We start from the raw sequence: 20281 nt of genomic DNA, 5'->3' as shown, positions 1-20281 counted from the left end.
AAATTAACGAAGCAATTGCAGAACAGCTTGTGGCTGTTGGTTTGCTTGTGCCAACATTGCTTGGGAAGCTTGAGCCAAGATGTTGTTTTTCGTTTGGTTCATCATTTCTTTAGCCATGTCTACGTCACGAATACGGGATTCAGCAGCAGACAAGTTCTCGGAAGTTGTTCCCAAGTTGTTGATTGTGTGCTCCAAACGGTTTTGATAAGCACCCAGTTTTGCGCGCTCTGTGGAAACTGTTTCGATCGCGTTGTTGATTGTTGTGATGGCAGCGTTCGCGGAAGTTGCGCTGGAAATGCTGATACCACCGGTTACTGCAGCTGCTGTTGCACCAGTTGCAGAAGAAGATCCTGTTGCTGCACCAACAGACAAGCTTGCAGCATCCATTGCTTTAATTGTAAGCGAGATGTTTTGATCAGCGTTTGCACCAATATGGAAGCTCAGGTTAGCTGCGCTACTTACACCAGAAGCACCATCTGCGAAACCGTTAAGCAATTTCTTAGTATTGAACTCAGTTGTGTTGGAGATACGAGTGATCTCTTTAGCCAACTCATCCACTTCGTTTTGAAGAGCTTCACGGTCTTTATCTGTGTTCGTGTCATTGGAAGATTGAACTGCCAATTCACGCATACGTTGCAGGATGGAGTGAGTTTCGTTCAATGCACCCTCAGCTGTTTGGATCAAGGAAATGCTGTCTTGACCGTTTTTAGTAGCCATATCCAAACCGCGGATTTGACCGCGCATTTTTTCGGAAATTGCCAAACCTGCAGCATCGTCACCAGCGCGGTTAATACGCAGACCGGAAGACAATTTTTCGATAGCCTTGTTTGTGTTGGCTGTGTTTGCACCCAATTGACGGTGAGTGTTCATTGCAGCGATATTGTGGTTGATAATCATTAGTAATTTCCTCCCTGAAAATAAGTTAGTTCCACATCCTTGTGGTAAACGCCGCGACATTAAGGTCGGCCGCCCTGCCGAAGCAGCGTCTAAACTATATATCGACAGGAAGAGAAGAACTGTTAATAGTAAATTGGAATATTTTTATTTTTTTTTGTTTTCAATGCCTTGGAGCAACTCCATAAAAGCAGCGACACTAGGAGCATCCGGTTTTGCAGACTCTCGATTAGCCTCCTGAATAGAGGCATATACCTCTTTCCGAAAGATATCAATGTGCTTGGGGGCAGAGATACCAATCCGTACTGTATCACCTTCCACTGCCAATACAGTTACCTCAATATTATCTTGAATGATAATAGATTCTCCCTTTTTACGTGACAATACTAACATTTCAGACCCCCTCCTTCGCCGAAGTCGCTTCTTCTGTCCATATGAGATGTTTAGTCATATAACCTGTTTGCTGAAGGACAACTTGCTTGCCTACCCGATGTGCAGGATTAATTATAACTGGGGCCAAGAGATTCATCGTTGATTTTGTCACATCTGAATGTATAGTGACTATAGAATAAACGGCTACATCTTCTTCGATTTTTAGTTCTTCTTTATCTTCTTCACTCAGTTCAAAACTATAGTCCTGCTTAAACTCAAAAGGACTGACTACCAAGAAAGAGAGCTCTTTCTCCGTTAATGATTGTAAGTAACTAAATGGTGTGTCTTCCCAAGGGATTAGTGCAAAACTAGTTTCGTTTTCAAAACCAGGTAGACCCCTTGGAAATTGATATGTGCTGTTTTCATCTACTTCAATCTTTCCCCATGTACTTGTCTCAATAAAAATAATAAACGCCTCCTTGGCGATGATTTTATAGAAAAAAAGCTATAGCGGGGTATTATAACCGTCTATAGCTTTACATTATATCTTATAATCCCATATCAATCGTAGGCGGAGTGTATTGTATAGAAGCATATTGCTGCACATATATATCCAACTTGCCACGTTGATATTCAATTTCTGGCTTGTTCACAATTACATTCATCTCGGATTCAGCTGCTTCAAAGCGAATGTCTGGTGCTTGCGTAAACACACGTACATCCACATTATCAGAGGAAGCTGCCGTGCGTGTCTCCGGAAACGGTTTGGCTTGCCAATTCGTTCCCACAATATTGGCAATCGTATTGCCTGGTTTGTGGATTGCTGCCAGATCATTCCCTTGTTGCACGCGCTCAGCCATATTCTGCAAGAATAATTGCTGAATACCCGAATATATTCGGGCATTCATATCGATCATATTCCCACCATGATAGGCAGAAAAAGCCTTGGACTGATCCACATTCAGCTCTATTGCATGGCTTTGCACCGTTAATTTACCAGGCTTGGTGTGGAGCTGGACCTCTGCCTTCGGCTGGCGGATCGACTGCTGACCAATGTCTGCATCGATATACAGTACCGTTGGTGTAGTCTGAATCTGCACAATTGGAAGAGTACTCACCAGATAATCTCCCCTTTTATCTTAGAAAATCAACCAATGACTGGGAAATAATTTTAGCACCTGCAGAAAGTGAAGCATTATATATATTTTCTTGAATCTTAGACTTAATTGACAATTCAGCGTAATCTGCATCCTCAACCTTTGCTTGCAAATCCGTTAAGTTCACTTCAAGGTCACTTAACCGACCTTGCATGAGTTCGACGCGATTGGTTTTTGCTCCAATCTCTGCACGAATCGCAAGCATCTTGTTTGTTCGAGTATCAATATTTGCAAGCTGATTGGACAATTCCTTTTGATCCCCACTGGCGAGAGCCTGACTAATCGTATTAAATATTACAAAAAGATTATCAGCTTCCGTAGAATCACCAAACACTTCATTACCGGTCACGTTAATTGGTAATTGGATACTCTCACCCACGATAAAATTAATCTTACCCGAATCAGTAACGACGGAAGTAGCATTCGTTGTATCAAACGAACCGTCAGCACTGGTAGGGAAGTCATAAGGTTTAACATCGTAAGTTTCACCATTGAATACATACTTCCCATTCAAGGTACTGTTTGAAATATCAACAAGCTGTGCTTTTAATTGCTTCACTTCTTCATTGATACTATCAAGTGCAGATTGCGGGTTAGTCCCCGTAGCCGCCTGCACAGTCAGTTCTCTCAACCGCTGAACCACGCTGCCAGCTTGGTCCATTACTGTATCATTAAAATCCAGCCATGATACAGCGCTATCCACATTTTTTTGATACTGCTCATTGGAAGACAGTTCTGCACGATAACGAAGGGAGTACGTAATCCCTACCGGATCGTCAGAAGGTTTGTTGATCTTCCGTCCTGTTGCCAATTGAGTTTGTGTACTATTCATCTGTTGCGCATTCCGGTTCAGGTTAAGAATCAATTGCGAGCTCAACATATTATTAGTAATTCTCATCGTCTGTTATGTCGCTCCTTTCCATTATCTGCCTACTACCCCGGTAGAGTTAATTAATTTTTCAAGTAATTGGTCATATGTGGTCATAAAACGTGCAGAAGCACTGTAAGCATGCTGGAATTTGATCATGTTGGCCATCTCTTCATCCAACGATACACCACTAACGGACTGACGTCTGGTGTCCACTTGCTCTACCAAGAACTCCGAGTTTGAGGTTTGACGTGCCGCCTCTTGAGATTGAACACCCAACTGTCCAACAATCGCACTAAACTGGGCACCAATCGTTGCATTCCGCAAACCATCAATGGATTTCATCGGAGTATCCTTCAAGTTAGCCAGCAGATTAGCCAGTGTATTGTTACCTTTAATCACCGTTTCTGCTCCTGAAGAATCCGTAGTGGTTCGAAGTGAAGTTGCAATTTTATTCGGGTCAGCCAAGATTTCGGCATTCAATGAAATATTGCCAGCTGTAATGGCTGTTCCACCACCCGCTGCTGTAAAGAATGGTAGTCCTGGCGAATTGGTCCCGTCCATACTATATCCTAGCTGGTGCAGACCGTTCAGACCTTTAACCGTAACCTTCAAGTCAGCTGACAATGTCCGTGCTGCACCTGTGTATGTAACTCCATCGAGTACAGTATTATCTGGCAAGACAGATCCCGCAGGAAGGGTGATCTCAATATCACCGTTGGCAAGCGTATTCGCTAAGTCATCCATTTGTTTCTGATAATCGGTCACTAAAGTGTCTCGGGACTTGATCATGCCATGGACCTCTCCGTTGGTGAGCGTGCCTGCTGTATACGCAGCATTCAGAAAAGCAGGATCTACCGCTACTTGTACCGCTCCACCTGTGACCAGTGCCTGTCCACTCATCTGAATCTGGTATCCTTGCGGAGAATCAGTAACAGTAACATTCATGATTTTAGACAGCTTGTCTGTCATCAGATCACGTTGGTCACGCAAATCGTTGGCATTGTCGCCAAGGGACTCGACTTTTACAATGGCGCTATTAAGGTTTGCAATATTACCAAGGTAGCCCTGAATTTCATTGCTTTTCACAGCGATGTTACTATCCAAATCCTGACTCAGTGCATCCAGTTGGCGGCTGATCTGATTCATCGCATCGGTCAGAGCTAACGTCGTTTCTTTCACGATCCGCCGTGCTGTAACATCTTCAGGATTCTTACTCAGGTCTGACCAGGATTTATAAAAATTATCCATAACAGTTCGAAAACCGGTGTCCGATGGTTCGTTTACAATAGCCTCAAGTTTCTCAAGTGTATCGCGTTGAATGGACCAACTCCCGAAGTTGGTATTTTCATTGCGATACTGGTCATCCAGAAATTTCTCACGCACACGTGTAATGGAGTCGAACTCTACCCCTGTACCAAGCTGTCCTGGTGTTGTACTATGCAGAAATGCGAACGGCTCCATTGGAATAGATGCCTGCATGTTTACCTTTTGGCGTGAGTAGCCTTCCGTGTTAGCATTGGCTATGTTATGGCCTGTTGTGCTAAGAGCTGTCGTCTGTGTGAACAAACTGCGTTTAGCCGTTTCGATTGAATGAAATGTAGATGTCACCTGGTTTCCCCCTAATTAATCAGGCACGCGTGTCAAACAGACCGATTCGCCCTGGATTGCCGTTCTTATCAGCAGGATGCTGATATGTGGCATCCTGTTCTGGCCGAGAAGCGAAGATGTCCATTGAAAGATCAATAAACATCAACGATTGCTCGATCAGCTTTTGATTCAGTTGATTGATTTCCTTTAATTCATGCAGTGTCCCCGCCAGCTTTTTCTGGACTTCAAGCAATCGCAGTTTGTCAGCCGGATCAAAAATCAGCTTCGAGATCTCAGTAATATTCAGGTTCAGCATGGACTTGATGCCTCGCTCCTGTAGCAGTTCGTGAACTGCGCTCTGCCGCTCGATCTCCAATGGCTCCTGTTGTTTCATGAAACGAGATTCTTTGTTGAGGAGGGCAATGAGTTCATCCACATCGTTTTTGACAATGACCTGTCTCTTGACCTCGCTGAGTGCAAGCATATCGCGGTGACTTTGTTCCATTTGCTGCAAAACTGCAATTAATCTGTCCAGTGCTGCCATTACGTGATCACCTATTCCTTATCAAAAGACTTAAAATATGGCAGCAGCTTGTCAGCAAGCTTGCTACTGTCTACCTGATACGTTCCCGAACTCACCTGTTCTTTTAGTTCCTGTATCCGTTGTATGCGTCCTGCATCCTGTGTACGACCTTGTTCCTCAAGCATCTTCATCGCCTCCGGAGAAATGGATACCTCGTCCTTACGGCGGCTCTTCTTGGCATCAGCCTGCTGATTGGATTCAACGTTCCTTTGATATGAATTGATGGCGCCAATCCTACTCGGTTCATTGATTTTCATTTAACTTGCACTTCCTTTCACATTAGGGTTTTTAACGACGATATACGTTTTTCTTACTTTATCTTTATGCTCTAAAAATAATTAGGATAATTAAAAAAACCGATAATCTTTAATAAGTTTATCGGTACGTTTCAAAACATTTGTTATAGCAAAACATGTATTTGAGCCCTCGCTCCTATTAATCGCGTAGTTTGTCGACAGCATTGTAGGTTCGTCCGCCTACATTGTTGTTATCCTTCTGACCTACTTCACGAGCTGCTCCTGCCAAGTCTTTCGTTAAACGATTACGGCAAGAGTCACACATGTGACCTTCACGAATCAATGTTCCACATACTTCACAAGGATACATCATATTCGGGGCGTTCTCGATGGAAATTCGTCCCTCGCGGATGAACTTGGTAATGTTTTTAATTGAAACATCTGTTGCATCGGATAGCTCCTGTATGTTGGTGCCCTTGTTTTCGCGCAAATAATCTACACAGATTTGATATTCCTGCTCTATTTCCTTTATACAATTCGAGCATACATCTCTAAAATTCAACGCATATAATTTACCACAGCGAGGACAATTACCCAGATTCATCGCTAAAACGCCCCTCTCAAACTTCCATTTCCGAATAGATAATAACTATACATTACCTTATTTTCTCTGATGAATCCATAGTCTATTTGCAAAACAAAAGAGGGGAGCAGGATGCACATATACGCAACCCTGCTCCCCAATTTTATATTCCTAATTCAATGTTTTAGTACTTAGTACAGAAGACCATACGCTTGTGTTCTGCTCGTTAAATGCGCGAATGCGATATTTATGCAAGCTAGACGGCAAGAGGTCAGAATGAATAAATGTTGCATCACTGACAGTCGCTACAATTTGCCCATCGGCTTCAATCTCGTAAGACGAGGCACCCACAGCCCCGTCCCATGTCAGAATAACGTTTGTTCTGTCCGAAGCCCCCTTCAACACAGGTGTAGATAATTGTGTCGTTCCTGTAATCATCTCACTCCATGCACCTGCACCGGAAGCATTTTTGGCACGAATTCGGAAGGTGTGTTCCGTATTTGGTGCAAGTCCGTTCTTCGTATAAGCAACTCCACTCACGGCAACCACCGTACCATCAATCTCCAGATCATACCCTGTAGCTCCAGTTGCAGCAGTCCATCTCAGCGCGATAGCTGCTGTGGTTGCAGAGTTAATACTTAAACCTGAGACACTGGAAGGTAGCGTAGTTTGGGAGAGTATTGCTGTCCAGACACTCACATTAGTGGCGGTCAGGGCACGTATACGGTACTTATGCGCAGTCCCACCAAGTAATCCATTGTGGACATACAAGGGATCACTCACCGTAGCAACCACTATTCCATCTGCCTCAATTTCATATTTTGTTGCACCTGCAACTTCATTCCATGTCAGCGTAACTGCCGTTTCTTCAGGTACAGCTTTCAGCGTTGTTGGTACATTTAATTGAGTCGAAGCGGTTATGATCTCAGTCCAGCTACCCATACCAGCAGCATTCTTCGCACGAATACGGAAGGTATGATCTGTATTCGCTAGAAGACCACTTTTCGTATAAGCAGATCCACTCACAGAAAATACAACGCCGTCAATTTCCAAATCATAAGCGGTGGCGCCTGAAACAGGGCTCCATTTCATTGAGATAGCAACAGGTGTAGCGGTATTTAACATGAAACCGTTAACTGCAGCAGGGATGGTACTTTGGGTCAATACCGCTGTCCATGCACTTGTGTTGGTCTCTGTCAAAGCACGGATACGATACTTATGGGTCGTTCCTGGCAACTGTCCTGTATGACTGTAGCTTGGCTCTTCTACTGTTGCCACTACTGCTCCGTCAGCCTCGATCTCATACTTCGTTGCGTCAGCAATAGCTTCCCATGTGAGGTTAATTGCAGTTTCTTCCGATGCTGCTTTTAGCACCGGTGTATTCAAAAGCGTCGTCCCACTGATCAAGTCGCTCCAAGTACCTACACCAGCGGCATTCTTTGAACGAATACGGAAAGTATGGTCTGTGTTCGCTGCAAGACCGCTCTTCGTATAAGCTACTCCCGTTACTGGGACAACCGTTCCGTCGATCTCCAGATCATATCCCGTGGCTCCCGTTACTGCTGTCCATTTCAATGCAATGGCCACGTTCGTCGCCGAGCTAACAGTTAATCCTGTAACAGAGGCAGGGATCGTGCTCTGCGTTAAGATTGCTGTCCATGCACTTGTATTCGTGTCCGTCAACGCACGTATCCGGTATTTATGAGCAGTTCCTGGCAGCAACGTTGTATGGGTATAACTAGGTTCTTCTACCGTTGCAACCACTGCTCCGTCAGCCTCAATCTCATACTTTGTTGCGTCTGCTACCTCAGCCCACGTCAGATTAATTGCAGTCTCTTCTGATGCCGCTTTTAATACCGGTGTGTTTAGAAGTGTCGTTCCATTAATGAGTTCGCTCCAAGTACCTACACCAGCAGCATTCTTTGAACGAATACGGAAAGTATGGTCTGTGTTCGCTTCAAGACTGCTCTTGCTATAAGCTACTCCCGTTACTGGGACAACCGTTCCGTCGATCTCCAGATCATATCCCGTTGCTCCCGTTACTGCTGTCCATTTCAATGCAATGGCTACATTCGTAGCTGAGCTAACAGTTAATCCTGTAACGGAAGCTGGAATCGTGCTCTGCGTCAGAATTGCTGTCCATGCACTTGTATTGGTATCCGTTAGAGCACGTATACGATACTTGTGCGCTGTTCCTGGTAACAATCCAATATGTGAATATGCCGGATCACTAACTGTGGCAATTACTGTACCATCTGCTTCAATTTCATAAGTGGCCGCATCTGCAACAGCTGCCCAAGTTAGATTAACTGATGTTTCTTCTGATGTTGCTTTTAATACAGGTGTATTTAATAGTGTTGTTCCACTAATCAGATCGCTCCAAGCACCTACTCCTGCGGCGTTCTTCGAACGGATACGGAAGGTATGGTCTGTATTTGCTGCAAGACCGCTCTTCGTATAGGCCACTCCCGTTACTGGGACAACGGTACCGTCGATTTCCAGGTCATACCCCGTCGCTCCCGTCACTGCTGTCCACTTCAATGCAATGGCTACATTCGTAGCCGAGCTAACAGTTAATCCTGTAACGGAAGCTGGAATCGTGCTCTGTGTTAAGATTGCTGTCCATGCACTCGTATTGGTCTCCGTCAACGCACGAATGCGATATTTATGAGCCGTTCCTGGAAGCAATGCTGCATGGCTATAACTAGGCTCTTCTACCGTTGCAACCACTGCTCCGTCAACCTCAATCTCATACTTCGTTGCGTCAGCTACATCAGCCCAAGTCAAGTTAACTGCCGTCTCCTCCGACGTGGCTTTCAAAACAGGTGTGCTCAACTGCGTTATTCCGCTAATCAGATCACTCCATGCCCCTACACCGGCGGCATTTTTCGAGCGAATACGGAAAGTATAATCTGTGTTTGCTGCAAGACCACTCTTCGTGTAGCTTACTCCTGTTACAGGGATAACCGTTCCATCGATCTCGAGGTCATATCCCGTTGCTCCAGTTACTGCTGTCCATTTCAGAGTAATAGCTGCATTGGTTGCTGCACTAATCACTAATCCATTAACGGAATCTGGCAACGTATTTTGTGATTTTACCGCCGACCATGCGCTATTGTTATTGTCACTTATAGCTCGTACGCGATATTTATGTGCCGTTCCAGGTTTAAGCCCCGTGTGCGTATAGATTGAATCTGTTATATCTCCAACCACAACGCCATCAGCTTCAACTTCATATGACGTAGCACCATAAACTGGTGACCAGATGAGGATAATTTCTTCTTGTGAAGGGTTTGACTGAATAACAGGTGTACTCATCTGGGTGATTCCTATGATTACATCGCTCCAGCTTCCTGTACCACCAGCATTTTTAGGTCTGATTCTAAATGTGTACTCTGTATTGGCTGCAAGGCCAGTTTTACTATACGTGGTCCCGGTTACAGCAACATTAGTGCCATCAATCTCCAAATCATATCCGGTAGCCCCCTTTACTGCAGTCCAAGCTACCGTTAATTTATTTAAGGTGGCATCAGTAACTATCAATCCATCGGTACGGTCAGGTACTGTTAACTGACTCACCATTTTACTCCACGTGCTTTCATTGTTAGCAGAGAATACTTTTAGCACATAGGTATGTGTTGAATTCGCTTCGAGCCCTTCATGTACATAAGAAGTTACGTTTCCTAACTCGATTGGTGCGCCACCGTCGATCTGTAGCTGATAGCGATTTGCAAAGTCAACCGCCTTCCACTGAATCGTATTCTTGCCTTCCTCTGCCGTTACAGCCAAAACGGGTTTCTCAAGCAATGTCGTTAATGTAAACGGCTCACTCCACTCACTAGTCCCTAACTTATTAACTCCACGTATTCTATAGGTGTATGTAGTATTCGGTTTAGAAAGGGAGTTGAAATAATTAACACCATAAATTAGTCCTTTGACGATACCATTCTCTTCAATCTCATATTGGACAGCCTGTGGAGCAGCAGACCAGTTGAGATTAAAAGCTACATCAGTGGCATCAGCCACCAAATTAGTTGGAACAGCTGGAACCGTAGTAATGGGCTGTGTTGTCCCTGGCTCTTTAACAAAACTGAATGATTCTGCTTTCCGTATATAATACGGATTCAAGTTTGATACAAAATCTACTACCGCTCCTGTATCTGCGTTAATCACAAGACTTAACTGTGTAGCCTCATAGCTTTGCACATATCTTGGCGTAGTCATTCCGAATTCATCAACGGTGGAATTATTCCATACTCCAACATTCGTACCGGATTGTCTGTATTCCATAGTGCTGTAGTACTCCCATACCTCTGCAAAGTCGATAATAAAAGCATTGGTAATTTGGCCGGCATAAGTAGAAGTGTAGGAGCCAAATGAAATCTTGGTTATGTCCTCAACTGCCCCATTAATCGATTGACTTCTCCTAAAGGAATATCCTGATGTTGAAATCTCGTAGGATCTCGCCCAACTCAGTTTAATTGGTGTTTGATTCACCTGTAGTTGACCGTTGTTGTTCGTCATTACATATTGATAATCATTGCTTGATGAGACTATCCCGCTTCCTACCGCTGCATGTGCCCGGTTCCCCCCGTACATGCCAAACTGTCCGAATACCAGCATGAATACTAGTAGACGGACAGTCCATAAGTAAAATCCGTTTTTTCTTTTTCCTGCGACCACTTTTGTTCTCCCCTTCAAAAGATATGTTGTGCCACTCCCTATGCTGTCACCTCTATGAACGGCAAAACTATCTATTCTGCGCGAGAAAACCAATTCCTCTTTTTTACATGTAAAAAATTTCTTGTTGCGCTTTCATTTATAATTTCATCAAACAATTATATTTCACACGGTATACATGGAAAGGTGATACACACATATGCACCAACGATTAATAAAAGAACATATTTTCCTGTCTACTATTAATCATAAAGTATAGATCCCACACCTAAAGTGGCTGAAAGATGCTGGGCAGTCATTCATTATTCGGAGCTCCTTTCTATGATCTTGCCAGTGTTAGTGTGTAAATCTCAACCGGAATTCCCATGGTAAAACCATCATTTAAGATAACCTGCCCACAAGCGTCCAAGGTGCTGCCTGTTGTATATATATCATCGATCAGCAGGATCTGTATGGGTTCGTCATGTGACATGCCCTTTTTTGCTGTCAGATGAGATTCCCTGTATAGTCTTTCAATTAAATGAATGCCTTCGGGGTTGATGGAAAAAGCGTTCTTCATCGTTTCGATACGCTCACCGCGTGATTTGAAGCTTTGTTTGGTGGTGTTGATCTGGCGCTGCAACAGATCAACGATAGGTAGGCGGCAGGCGGTGGCAAGCCCAGCAGCCAGCCGCTCCGCCTGATTGAAGCCGCGCTCGGCCAGGCGCTCGCTGCTCACGGGAACATAGGTGACCGCGGCAGGCCGCCATTGCGGCTTCATTTGTTGAGCAGGCGTGGCGAGATGAGCCACGGGGGCTGGGGGTTCTTTTAACAAAGCACAATTCTGTTCCTCGCTCATCGCTTGAAAGGCTTGAATCAACAGCACGGTTAAGAGCGGCGCGTATCGTTCATGGCCTCTGAATTTGTACATGCCTATCCATTCTTTCATAAGAGGGGTGTACTGTACGGCGCTGCGGTTGAGGATAAAAGAACGGTTTTGCATATGTGGACGAGCACAGTCCGGGCATCCGACACCGCGACCGCAACGCAGACAGCGGATGGAACGAATCCATGGAATTTGTTTCACACAACGTGGGCATATACCCGGATAGAGCGAGGAAAGGATCGCCCGAGTGCCGCATGTCAGACAAGTCGCTCCAGGTGGGGCGAGCAGATGATGGAGGCGTTGGGTAAGAAGCTGAGCGTGATCGGTGATGTTGCTGAGCCAGTTAAACATAATGGTGTAAACCTCCAATCTGGTCTGGAGAATCTGATGGTATGTACGGAAATATAAACTGTGTGTAATTTGAAATATGGATGCTAATTCATATATTTAGGAAGAAAACAATTAACAATTATTTCAGGGATGGCGGATGCAGGTAGCCTTTGCGACGAGCGATGGTGTTCATTTTCCGAATTTGTGCAACGGCCTTCACCTGTGAACGTGTCCGACGAGATGATGCAAAAACCACTCTACCCGCCGGGTCATCCATCGAACGTCCTGCTCTGCCCGCCATCTGAACCAGTGAAGCTTCATCAAAGAGTCCATTGTCTGCATCCAATATAAAGACATCGCTACGCGGAATGGTCACGCCACGCTCCAGAATTGTGGTGGTTACGAGCAGACGAATTATACGTTCACGAAAGGCTGTAACTTTGCTGGCGCGATCGGGATCCTGAGATGAAGTTCCTTCGATATGTATTCCGGGAAAGGTACGGCGCACCAGATTCACAAACGCCTCAATCTGGGCAATGCGTGTCACAAACACAAATACCTGGGCGTCACGCTGCAATGAAATTTGGATGTTAGTTTTCAAAGCAGACGGAAGATTTCGTTTCTTAATACATTCAGCAACGGTAACCATCTTGATCAATTTTGGCACAGGCAAAGGATGACGGTGGAAACGCACTGGAACTTTGGCATGAGTGAGGCTTCCCTGTGCCGCCTCCCTTTGTAGCCGAGCTGGCGGTGTAGCAGACAGATAGACGAAATTGCCCTCCGGCTTACAAGAAGATGACGCTGCGTGAGCGAGCATGGGGTCGTTGTGATACGGAAAAGCATCCAGTTCATCAATGATGACGAGATCAAATCCCTGGTGAAAACGCATCAGTTGATGTGTGGTCGCGAGCGTCAGTTGAGCGTCTTTCCAACGTTCGTCACTGCCTCCGTAAAGGGTAGCGAGCGAGGTGTCCGGAAAGGCTTTGGCCAGACGCGGAGCCAGTTCCAGTACCACATCTCTGCGCGGCGTAGCAACCAGTGCTCGTCCACCGCGATCCAATGTATGTTGGAGCAAGGGGAAAATCATCTCGGTCTTGCCGGCCCCGGTCACGGCCCACAGCAAGAACCGCCCCGGCCCATCTCCTGCGGGTGGCCGGGCCAAAAACGCGAGCGCCGCGGCTGCTGCCGCGCTCTGCGCTGCGCTAAGCCCCCACCGGGCGAGCCCGCCGCCGGTGGGGGCCAAGGCCGTGCCACGCGGTGCTTCGCCGCGTACTGGCACGGCCCCTTGCGCTGCACTGCGTAGAAGCGGCGCACAAGCACGGCTGCGCCCCAGCGCGAGGCAGGCCTCGCAGTAGGCGCACGCCGCCAGGCCGCAGGCAGCGCAGGGCACGCGCTGCCTGGCTTCGCTGCCACAACGGTGGCAGCGGGGCGCGCTTCGCGCGCGTCCAAGCCACGCGTGCCGACGGCGCGTGGCAGGCCCTTGGAGGGCGGCTGTGATACTCAGCCGCCCGTGCAAGCACGCGAGCTGCGCAGCCGCGCGCCACTCCCTTGGCGGCTGGGCGGTATCCGCCAGCAACGCCTCCGCCTCGGCCGCCAGTAATTGGCGGCCGCTGATCCGCTCAGCCAGCAGGGCCGCGTCCCGCTCCAGCTGAGCCCACTGCCCGGCGGGATACGACGGCGGCATCCCGCCTACCTGAATGCGACGCGCAGCGACATTCCCCGCTGTGCCCGCTACACCTTTTCTCGCCTCAACTTCCCCCGAGGCCAGTTCATATACATCCAGCTTCCTCGCAAGATAACTCTGCCATTCGCGCTGGCCCCACTGATCCATGCTTCGCTCCATCTCAAAATGTTCAACCAACCAGGATGCCTGACTTAACGGCAACGCCTGATCTAACAGCAACCAGCGCAGCACATGTCGCCCACTTCCTCCCTCTAGCCACCAGGCCACATCCACACGAATATCGAGTGACAACATCATGCTCCACCCTTCCCCTGTACGGCACACATATAAGGCAACCTTCATTTACTCTCCTCCCCCATCGTTATTTTTCCGAACGCAAAAAAGCACATGCCAACCCGGCTATTCGCCGGCGCATGTGCTTCATGTCCATATCCAATCTTCTTATGATCAATCTACTTATGACTATACCAATTGAATCTTCACAGCACAAGGTTATTCACGCATCATACAATTCTTCTAATAACCAGAATCTTTCTATAAAATTGCGAAACTTTTTCCAATCTCTATCGTCTATACTTTTAAATTAAGAGTTCTGACTTCGAAAAACTTATTTTAATGATCACTACGTCGTCAGGACCCAGGCAATAACCATAGATTGCATAAAAACCCATTTTTAATTTAAAAGCAGACTTGGCTACAATTACAAAAAAAGACTACAGCTTCTGCTGTAATCTTTTCACTGTAGATCTACGAAATGTTAATCCCATTTCCCGTTCAGATGATGATTTATTGCTCAGACTCACGCAAATCGATCAGTCGAAAAGTGTGATCGGTCTGTGCTATCCGTTCAATATCAGCAGGGACAGCAGGCAGATAAGATGTCTCCATTCCTTGCCTTTGCATAAGCTTTTCAATAATCGTAATCGTTTCCGCTTCTGTACGATCAGCAACAACGGTTAATCTGAAGCTCTTTCCACGGTATAACAATTCCCGGCAAAGTGCTCTTACAATGCCTTCGATCCGCCCTGCCTGATTGGAAGGGATGAGCAAGATCTGCTCGAATCCTTCAGATTCCGGACGAGAAAGATGGCGCTGGTGCATGGCATGAACGGCCATTGCCGCCAGGAAGTATATGAGCAGAATCATAGTCAGATGAGCAACCATGGCAACTGCACCTCCTCGGAAGGTCATGCTCACCCATGGCGAACATCCCTGTATACAACAAGTATATGCTGTACTTCCTGAAGGGTTACACTTGCATTTCCTATCACTCATATTCCACGCTGATCGACACCGGACGAAGAAAGACAGGCCAGGTCATTCATTCACGCCTAAGCTTGAACACATGTTCCGCACAACCTTACGCTTTGCTCATTTGCAGTGATAAAGTCCATTAACCCGCAGACCAATCCAGCATTCTGGAAAGGGCGCGAGTGAACACCAATCTATACTTCGTCAAGGTTGAATCAACCAATGGACTGACTTACCATAAGAATACTGCTTCTACGATAAACATAAGGTATTAGAGCGTAACCCAACCATATTTGATCGAATTGATAACAGCTTGTGTACGGTCGTCCACTTCCATCTTCTGCAGAATACTGCTGACATGGTTTTTTACTGTTTTTTCACTGATGAACAGGAATTCACCAATCATTTTGTTGCTCTTACCTTCTGCCATTAAGCGAAGCACTTCAGCCTCACGACGTGTGAGCGGGTTATTGTCACCAGCGACAAATTTAACGCCCGCTTCCTTCGAAGCTCCTTCACTCATCGCCCCTGTTTCATTAAGATACGTCATACGACGCAGCTGCATGATCAGTTTGCCTGTTACTTTTGGATGGATGAACGCATGTCCTTCATGCACGGAACGAATCGCATTGATCAGAGACTCGGCCTCCATATCCTTCAGCAAGTATCCGTTAGCCCCTTTACGAAGCGTCTCAAACACATAACTTTCATCATCATGAATGGACAAGATAATGACTTTGACATCAGGGAACAGCTCACGCAATTTCTCCGTTGCTTCAACCCCATTTTCAATCGGCATGTTGATATCCATCAATACGATATCCGGTTTATCCTGATTGCAGAATTCGAGCACTTGAATTCCATCGCCGCATTCGCCGATGACCTCAATGTCGTCCTCCATATTTAAAATGCGTTTCAGTCCCTCACGGAACAGCTGATGATCATCAGCCAAAAGAACTTTAATCGATGCTTTACCAGTATCACGGTTTTCCATCATCCTGCTACTCCTTTCCCTTATCCACGTTTGTCGGGATATGAATCACTATTTTGGTTCCTTGATTTTCTCCGGACTCAATCTCTATTCTTCCTTCTAACAGTTCAACCCGTTCTCTCATCCCAATCAGACCGAAGTGGGTATGATCCTTGCTTTTCTTTGCAAGAAGCTCCGGTTTGAACCCAAGCCCATTGTCCTGAACGACAATTTTGACGAGCTGAGCCTGGTATGTAATTTCCACTACAACATAAGTGGGATAAGCATGCTTTGCAGCATTCGACAGACCTTCCTGCACGAGGCGGTAGATCGCTGCCTCCATCGCGGAAGATAAACGGTGTTCCTTACCTCTTGTTTCAAAAAGCGACCGGATTTTTGTTTTTACCTCAAAATCCTGCACATACTTCCGAAGCGTTGGAATCAGTCCCAGATCATCCAGTGCCATAGGACGCAGATTGAAAATAACTTTTCTCATTTCTTCAAGACTGGAACGAACCTGGCCTTTCAAATCTACTATTTCGGCCTGGACCATCTTAAAATCCTGCTTAATGAGCATTCTTTCTACAATTTCCGTCCTAAGCACTAGATTTGCGAGCATCTGTGCAGGCCCGTCATGAATCTCACGAGCAATACGTTTCCGCTCTTCTTCCTGGGCCAAAATTATTTTCAAACCAATCATTTGTCGATTCTTGGCAGATTCGATGATCCGGGTCACTTGACCCAGTTCACCTGACAGGTATTCGAGTACAACACCCATCTGCGAACCGATGGTCTCGGCACGCTCTACAGAAGCTTCCACATTTTTGGCACGCTTCTGCAGATCATCCCGACGGGCTTTCAGATACATTTCCTTCTCACGATAAATCATCAGATCCAGCTGCAGCTGTGTTGCTTTCTCGTACGCCTGCTTGATATCATGCTCGGAATAACGGACAAAGTCGCGGCTAACCTCAGTCAGCCGGATCCGGGAACGGCGGTAGTTCAACTCCAATTGATCTACTTTCTCGATCGTTTCCGCCGTTTCCTTCAGTACCGACTTCAACTCCTCGTTGAGTGTCTTCAGCTCATCGCGAGTTGCGTCCATAATTTCGAACATTTGATATTTGCTGTTTTCCATGACTTGTATGGCGTTTTTAATGACGCGGTCTATGGCATCGGCTTGTAAATCCACGTTTGTTCGACTCCATTTCTATCGTTTCCGGTATATATCATACCATATCACGATGAGATGGTAACGGTCTTCGTTTTCTGTTCCCATTTTACAGTGAGTCCAAGCTGCTCGGAAACGAGTCTGAGTGGGACTAAAGTCCTACCACCCGTTACGTATGGTGCAACAGTTGCGCTTTGTCTTTTACCATTTAGAATGAATTCTTTCTGCCCTACAACCAGATCAATCAGCTTGCTACCACGTAATACTGTGATCCGCTGATTTTTGCTATCCCAGCTTGCCTGACCACCAAAAGCGTCCAAAACATGTTTGATTGGCACATACGTCGTACCATTTTTCAGGACTGGTGCTGCATCAATTGCTTTTTTCGTTCCATTCACCGTCATCGATTTCTGTCCAAGCACAAGCGAAGCTGTTCCCGTAGGCAATCCAACTTCACTGGACTTGGAAGGCATCGTGAATGCGATATTGTCAAAAGCAACCATACCTGTCTTCGCGCGCTCATCCTGACCCTCTTCCACATTCACCACATAAACTCGCTTCAGCTTCGCCGGATAGGCGATATTCAGTCCGTTCAGGTCCACGCTCAGCTTCTTCCATCCGCTCCAGTCAATCGCTTTAGCAAGATCGGCATATACCGTTTTGCCATTGGCATCCGTGAATTCAGCGCGCAACCAGTTCAGGCTCTTATCTCCCATAACATCCATCGACATTGATGTCGCTGCAGCAGATACCTCTCTGCCGGTAGAACCATTCAGTTGTGCATAAGCATACATTTTACCTGTTCCAGCAGTCATGTCATAACCAAGTTGCAATACATTGGAGCCGGCTTTTTCACCCGTTCCTGCTGTAACAGTTGCCGATCCGGTCACACCCGCTGCGTTTGTCGTGAAGTTGATCGGATAGCTCACATTTTCGAAGTTCTCCCAGATCGTTTCGCTTGCAGAAGCCGAGAGTACAACGACTGTGCTGTAACCATCATAACGTCCAATCGCATATCCCACTTGTGCACCAGAGTTGACCGAAGATACGGTTAATTGGTCCGCCGTAACTTTACCTTTGAACCCGATAAATTCCCATGTCAGCGAATCGGCCGGAACTGTCACACTTTGTCCGCTCTTCGTTGTTGCCGTTACAGGAATGGACATCGTTGTGCCCGCTTTGAGCGAACCGAGACCTGATCCTGCTGTCAGAGAAGCCAATTCACTTCCACCCAGTACCGATACTTTAATGGAAGATGAAGCTCCATTGCTCGTTGCCGTCAGCGTTGCTGTGCCTGGTTTTACGCCTTTGATCGTGCCGTTGCTGACACTCACAATGCCGTTGTTGCTAGATTTCCAAGACATGCTGATATCACCTGTTGCGATCGGGTTGTAGTAGGTGTCATATCCTTTGGCTGTGTACTTGCCCTCTTGCCCCACCAGCAACGTTTGGCTGCCACTCACGGCAAAGCCCTTCAGTTTACCTGCTGGAGCCGTAGAGAACACACCCAGCGTGTTTACAACCTGACGTTGCTCGGTGCCATACTCTGTGTTGAACGTCAGACCTGCGGTCTGCTCACCTAACGGACGTGTTACCATCGTTGTGGAGCCGCCACCGTCCAGGTTCATACCTTTCCAGACACCCACGCTGGTCATAAAGGATTGCAGTTCTGTCAGCGACATCCCGCTGCTGTTACTGTTTTTCTCCGCTGCAATGATGTAGACATACCGACCATCCTGAGAGTAGCCTACTGCCGTTCTTGCACGAATTCCACCAATACCGGACGCAGCGATATCCCGGGAGAAGGAAGCCGCCTTGCCACCGTTCACCAAAATGGTATGACCACCAATCATCATCTCCAGATTACTTGGATCAACCGATTGCCCGGTTGTTTTGGCTTTCAGCTTGTAATCCGCATCCAAGGTTTGCCCAACAGAGAGATGGCTCATGATCCATGTCGCTGCTGTTCCATGCGCACGCAAAATGTACCCATCCTGCGGCACCGTCATGTTTAACGCTTTTTTATCCGAGATTTGGGTAATGACTCCGTTCTGCACAAGAACCTCTGTTGGCGTTGTGGAAGGGTCATTCGGACGTTTAGTGGAGGTCCATGCCGGTGTATAAATATACATAGAGTTGGCATGACTATATTTCACCGCGCCCGACTCTACCGTATAATCCTCTTTATTTATCCCACGCAAAGCAAAGGTTGAACCATCCTGGGCCTTCACCGTTCCATCAAAAGAATACTCGTCGATCATCGGTTTACCGTCCTTGGTCACCGTGAGTGCATACATGCCCGACAGTTCGGAAGGTGTGGAGACCAGTACGCCATCAGAGACCTGTCCACCAATCGGCGCGAGTTCACCGGATACATTGAAGTAATCGCCATTTACAGCTGCCACTGCACCATTTTCCTTGGCCATGGCACCTGTGCTCTGTTTGCTGTTCAGATTACCGCCCTTGCCTGTCATCACATCCAGCTTCACATACGGGTTCTGCAGATCCACCTGGACCACATCCGCCAGTACGTTGACCTTGGAACCGGAACGTGTTGTCGTATATCTGTATTTCATGAGCTTCGCACCCGAAGTCAGAATTTCTTCACTCAACTTACTTGTATTCGTAGATGCCGCTGCGGCCACCGATTGCCACGAAGTACCTGACCACATCTGCCCACCTGCGCTCATCACCGGTGCAATCCAGATTACACCCGCCAGTGTCACAATCGCCCATTTCTTCACCTTACTGCCCTTAACGTCTTCCAGCTGTTTCCCATGTTTCCCCAGCATGTCTGAAACGTCTCTCCCATCTTGTATATCAATCTTAGACATCACGAACACTGCCAAGTAGGCAGCCGATAGCGAGATCCCTAGTATACTCTTCTATTAATAGACTGCTTTTTGTGGAAAAAGTTACGCCACTAGCTAACTTTGAGGTATTTATTGGTTAATCCATTCCACACGTTTATGCTATGTAGTTCAACTAATCAAAAAATAGACTTCGTCTGTGCACGAGTCAGCACAACAGAAGTCCATTTATAA

General features: G+C 46.6%; 17 protein-coding genes. 1 reads left to right on the top strand and 16 read right to left on the bottom strand.

The genetic code is table 11. The annotated features are described in order from the left end of the window. Positions 1-3: 3 nt before the first annotated feature. The 11 genes from hag to ACX9NY_RS26720 form a co-directional block, all read right to left on the bottom strand. A complete protein-coding gene (gene hag / locus ACX9NY_RS26770) occupies positions 4-897 on the bottom strand; it encodes a flagellin Hag (protein WP_338588701.1) in 894 nt (297 codons plus the stop codon). A 144-nt stretch (positions 898-1041) separates the two neighbouring features. Continuing rightward, positions 1042-1287 (bottom strand): carbon storage regulator CsrA, encoded by a 246-nt coding sequence (gene csrA, locus ACX9NY_RS26765; RefSeq protein WP_024631614.1) that lies wholly within the window; start codon positions 1285-1287, stop codon positions 1042-1044. Between the two features lies 1 nt (position 1288). Continuing rightward, positions 1289-1702, bottom strand: a complete 414-nt coding sequence (gene fliW, locus ACX9NY_RS26760; RefSeq protein ID WP_472479421.1) for a flagellar assembly protein FliW — start codon at positions 1700-1702, stop codon at positions 1289-1291. Between the two features lie 112 nt (positions 1703-1814). Next, positions 1815-2384: a DUF6470 family protein gene (locus ACX9NY_RS26755; protein ID WP_472476085.1), complete on the bottom strand. Its 570-nt coding sequence runs from the start codon at positions 2382-2384 to the stop codon at positions 1815-1817. A gap of 16 nt (positions 2385-2400) precedes the next feature. After that, on the bottom strand, positions 2401-3321 hold the full coding sequence (flgL, locus tag ACX9NY_RS26750; protein ID WP_472476083.1) for a flagellar hook-associated protein FlgL: 921 nt from the start codon (positions 3319-3321) through the stop codon (positions 2401-2403). Positions 3322-3345: 24 nt separating this feature from the next. Next, a complete protein-coding gene (gene flgK, locus ACX9NY_RS26745; protein WP_472476081.1) occupies positions 3346-4902 on the bottom strand; it encodes a flagellar hook-associated protein FlgK in 1557 nt (518 codons plus the stop codon). 19 nt (positions 4903-4921) lie between these two features. Next, positions 4922-5425, bottom strand: a complete 504-nt coding sequence (locus ACX9NY_RS26740) for a flagellar protein FlgN (RefSeq protein ID WP_145149342.1) — start codon at positions 5423-5425, stop codon at positions 4922-4924. 11 nt (positions 5426-5436) lie between these two features. Further along, complete coding sequence (gene flgM / locus ACX9NY_RS26735; protein ID WP_053779526.1) at positions 5437-5721, bottom strand: flagellar biosynthesis anti-sigma factor FlgM; 285 nt, start codon at positions 5719-5721, stop codon at positions 5437-5439. Between the two features lie 178 nt (positions 5722-5899). Beyond that, positions 5900-6304 (bottom strand): TIGR03826 family flagellar region protein, encoded by a 405-nt coding sequence (locus tag ACX9NY_RS26730; protein WP_472476079.1) that lies wholly within the window; start codon positions 6302-6304, stop codon positions 5900-5902. A gap of 150 nt (positions 6305-6454) precedes the next feature. Next, complete coding sequence (locus ACX9NY_RS26725) at positions 6455-10966, bottom strand: fibronectin type III domain-containing protein (protein WP_472476077.1); 4512 nt, start codon at positions 10964-10966, stop codon at positions 6455-6457. A 316-nt stretch (positions 10967-11282) separates the two neighbouring features. Beyond that, positions 11283-11873 (bottom strand): ComF family protein, encoded by a 591-nt coding sequence (locus ACX9NY_RS26720; protein ID WP_472476075.1) that lies wholly within the window; start codon positions 11871-11873, stop codon positions 11283-11285. A 72-nt stretch (positions 11874-11945) separates the two neighbouring features. On the opposite strand from ACX9NY_RS26720, the gene ACX9NY_RS26715 reads away from it, so the two are divergent. Beyond that, on the top strand, positions 11946-12236 hold the full coding sequence (locus ACX9NY_RS26715) for a hypothetical protein (protein ID WP_472476073.1): 291 nt from the start codon (positions 11946-11948) through the stop codon (positions 12234-12236). Positions 12237-12297: 61 nt separating this feature from the next. On the opposite strand, the gene ACX9NY_RS26710 is transcribed toward ACX9NY_RS26715, so the two are convergent. The 5 genes from ACX9NY_RS26710 to ACX9NY_RS26690 all read right to left on the bottom strand — a co-directional run bounded on the left by ACX9NY_RS26710 (position 12298) and on the right by ACX9NY_RS26690 (position 20029). Further along, positions 12298-14187, bottom strand: coding sequence for a helicase-related protein (locus ACX9NY_RS26710; RefSeq protein ID WP_472476071.1), 1890 nt, complete (start codon positions 14185-14187; stop codon positions 12298-12300). A gap of 444 nt (positions 14188-14631) precedes the next feature. Beyond that, entirely contained in the window at positions 14632-15009 is a 378-nt protein-coding gene (locus tag ACX9NY_RS26705; RefSeq protein WP_339238150.1) for a hypothetical protein, read from the bottom strand. Between the two features lie 358 nt (positions 15010-15367). After that, positions 15368-16090 (bottom strand): response regulator transcription factor, encoded by a 723-nt coding sequence (locus ACX9NY_RS26700; RefSeq protein WP_026081439.1) that lies wholly within the window; start codon positions 16088-16090, stop codon positions 15368-15370. 7 nt (positions 16091-16097) lie between these two features. Beyond that, on the bottom strand, positions 16098-17258 hold the full coding sequence (locus tag ACX9NY_RS26695) for a sensor histidine kinase (protein ID WP_074092506.1): 1161 nt from the start codon (positions 17256-17258) through the stop codon (positions 16098-16100). A gap of 47 nt (positions 17259-17305) precedes the next feature. Beyond that, a complete protein-coding gene (locus ACX9NY_RS26690) occupies positions 17306-20029 on the bottom strand; it encodes a stalk domain-containing protein (RefSeq protein ID WP_472476068.1) in 2724 nt (907 codons plus the stop codon). Between the last annotated feature and the right edge of the window lie 252 nt (positions 20030-20281).

The organism is Paenibacillus sp. CB74, assembly GCF_055687625.1.
Note: the sequence above shows the minus strand (reverse complement) of the source record. Positions and strands in the feature narration are given on the sequence as shown.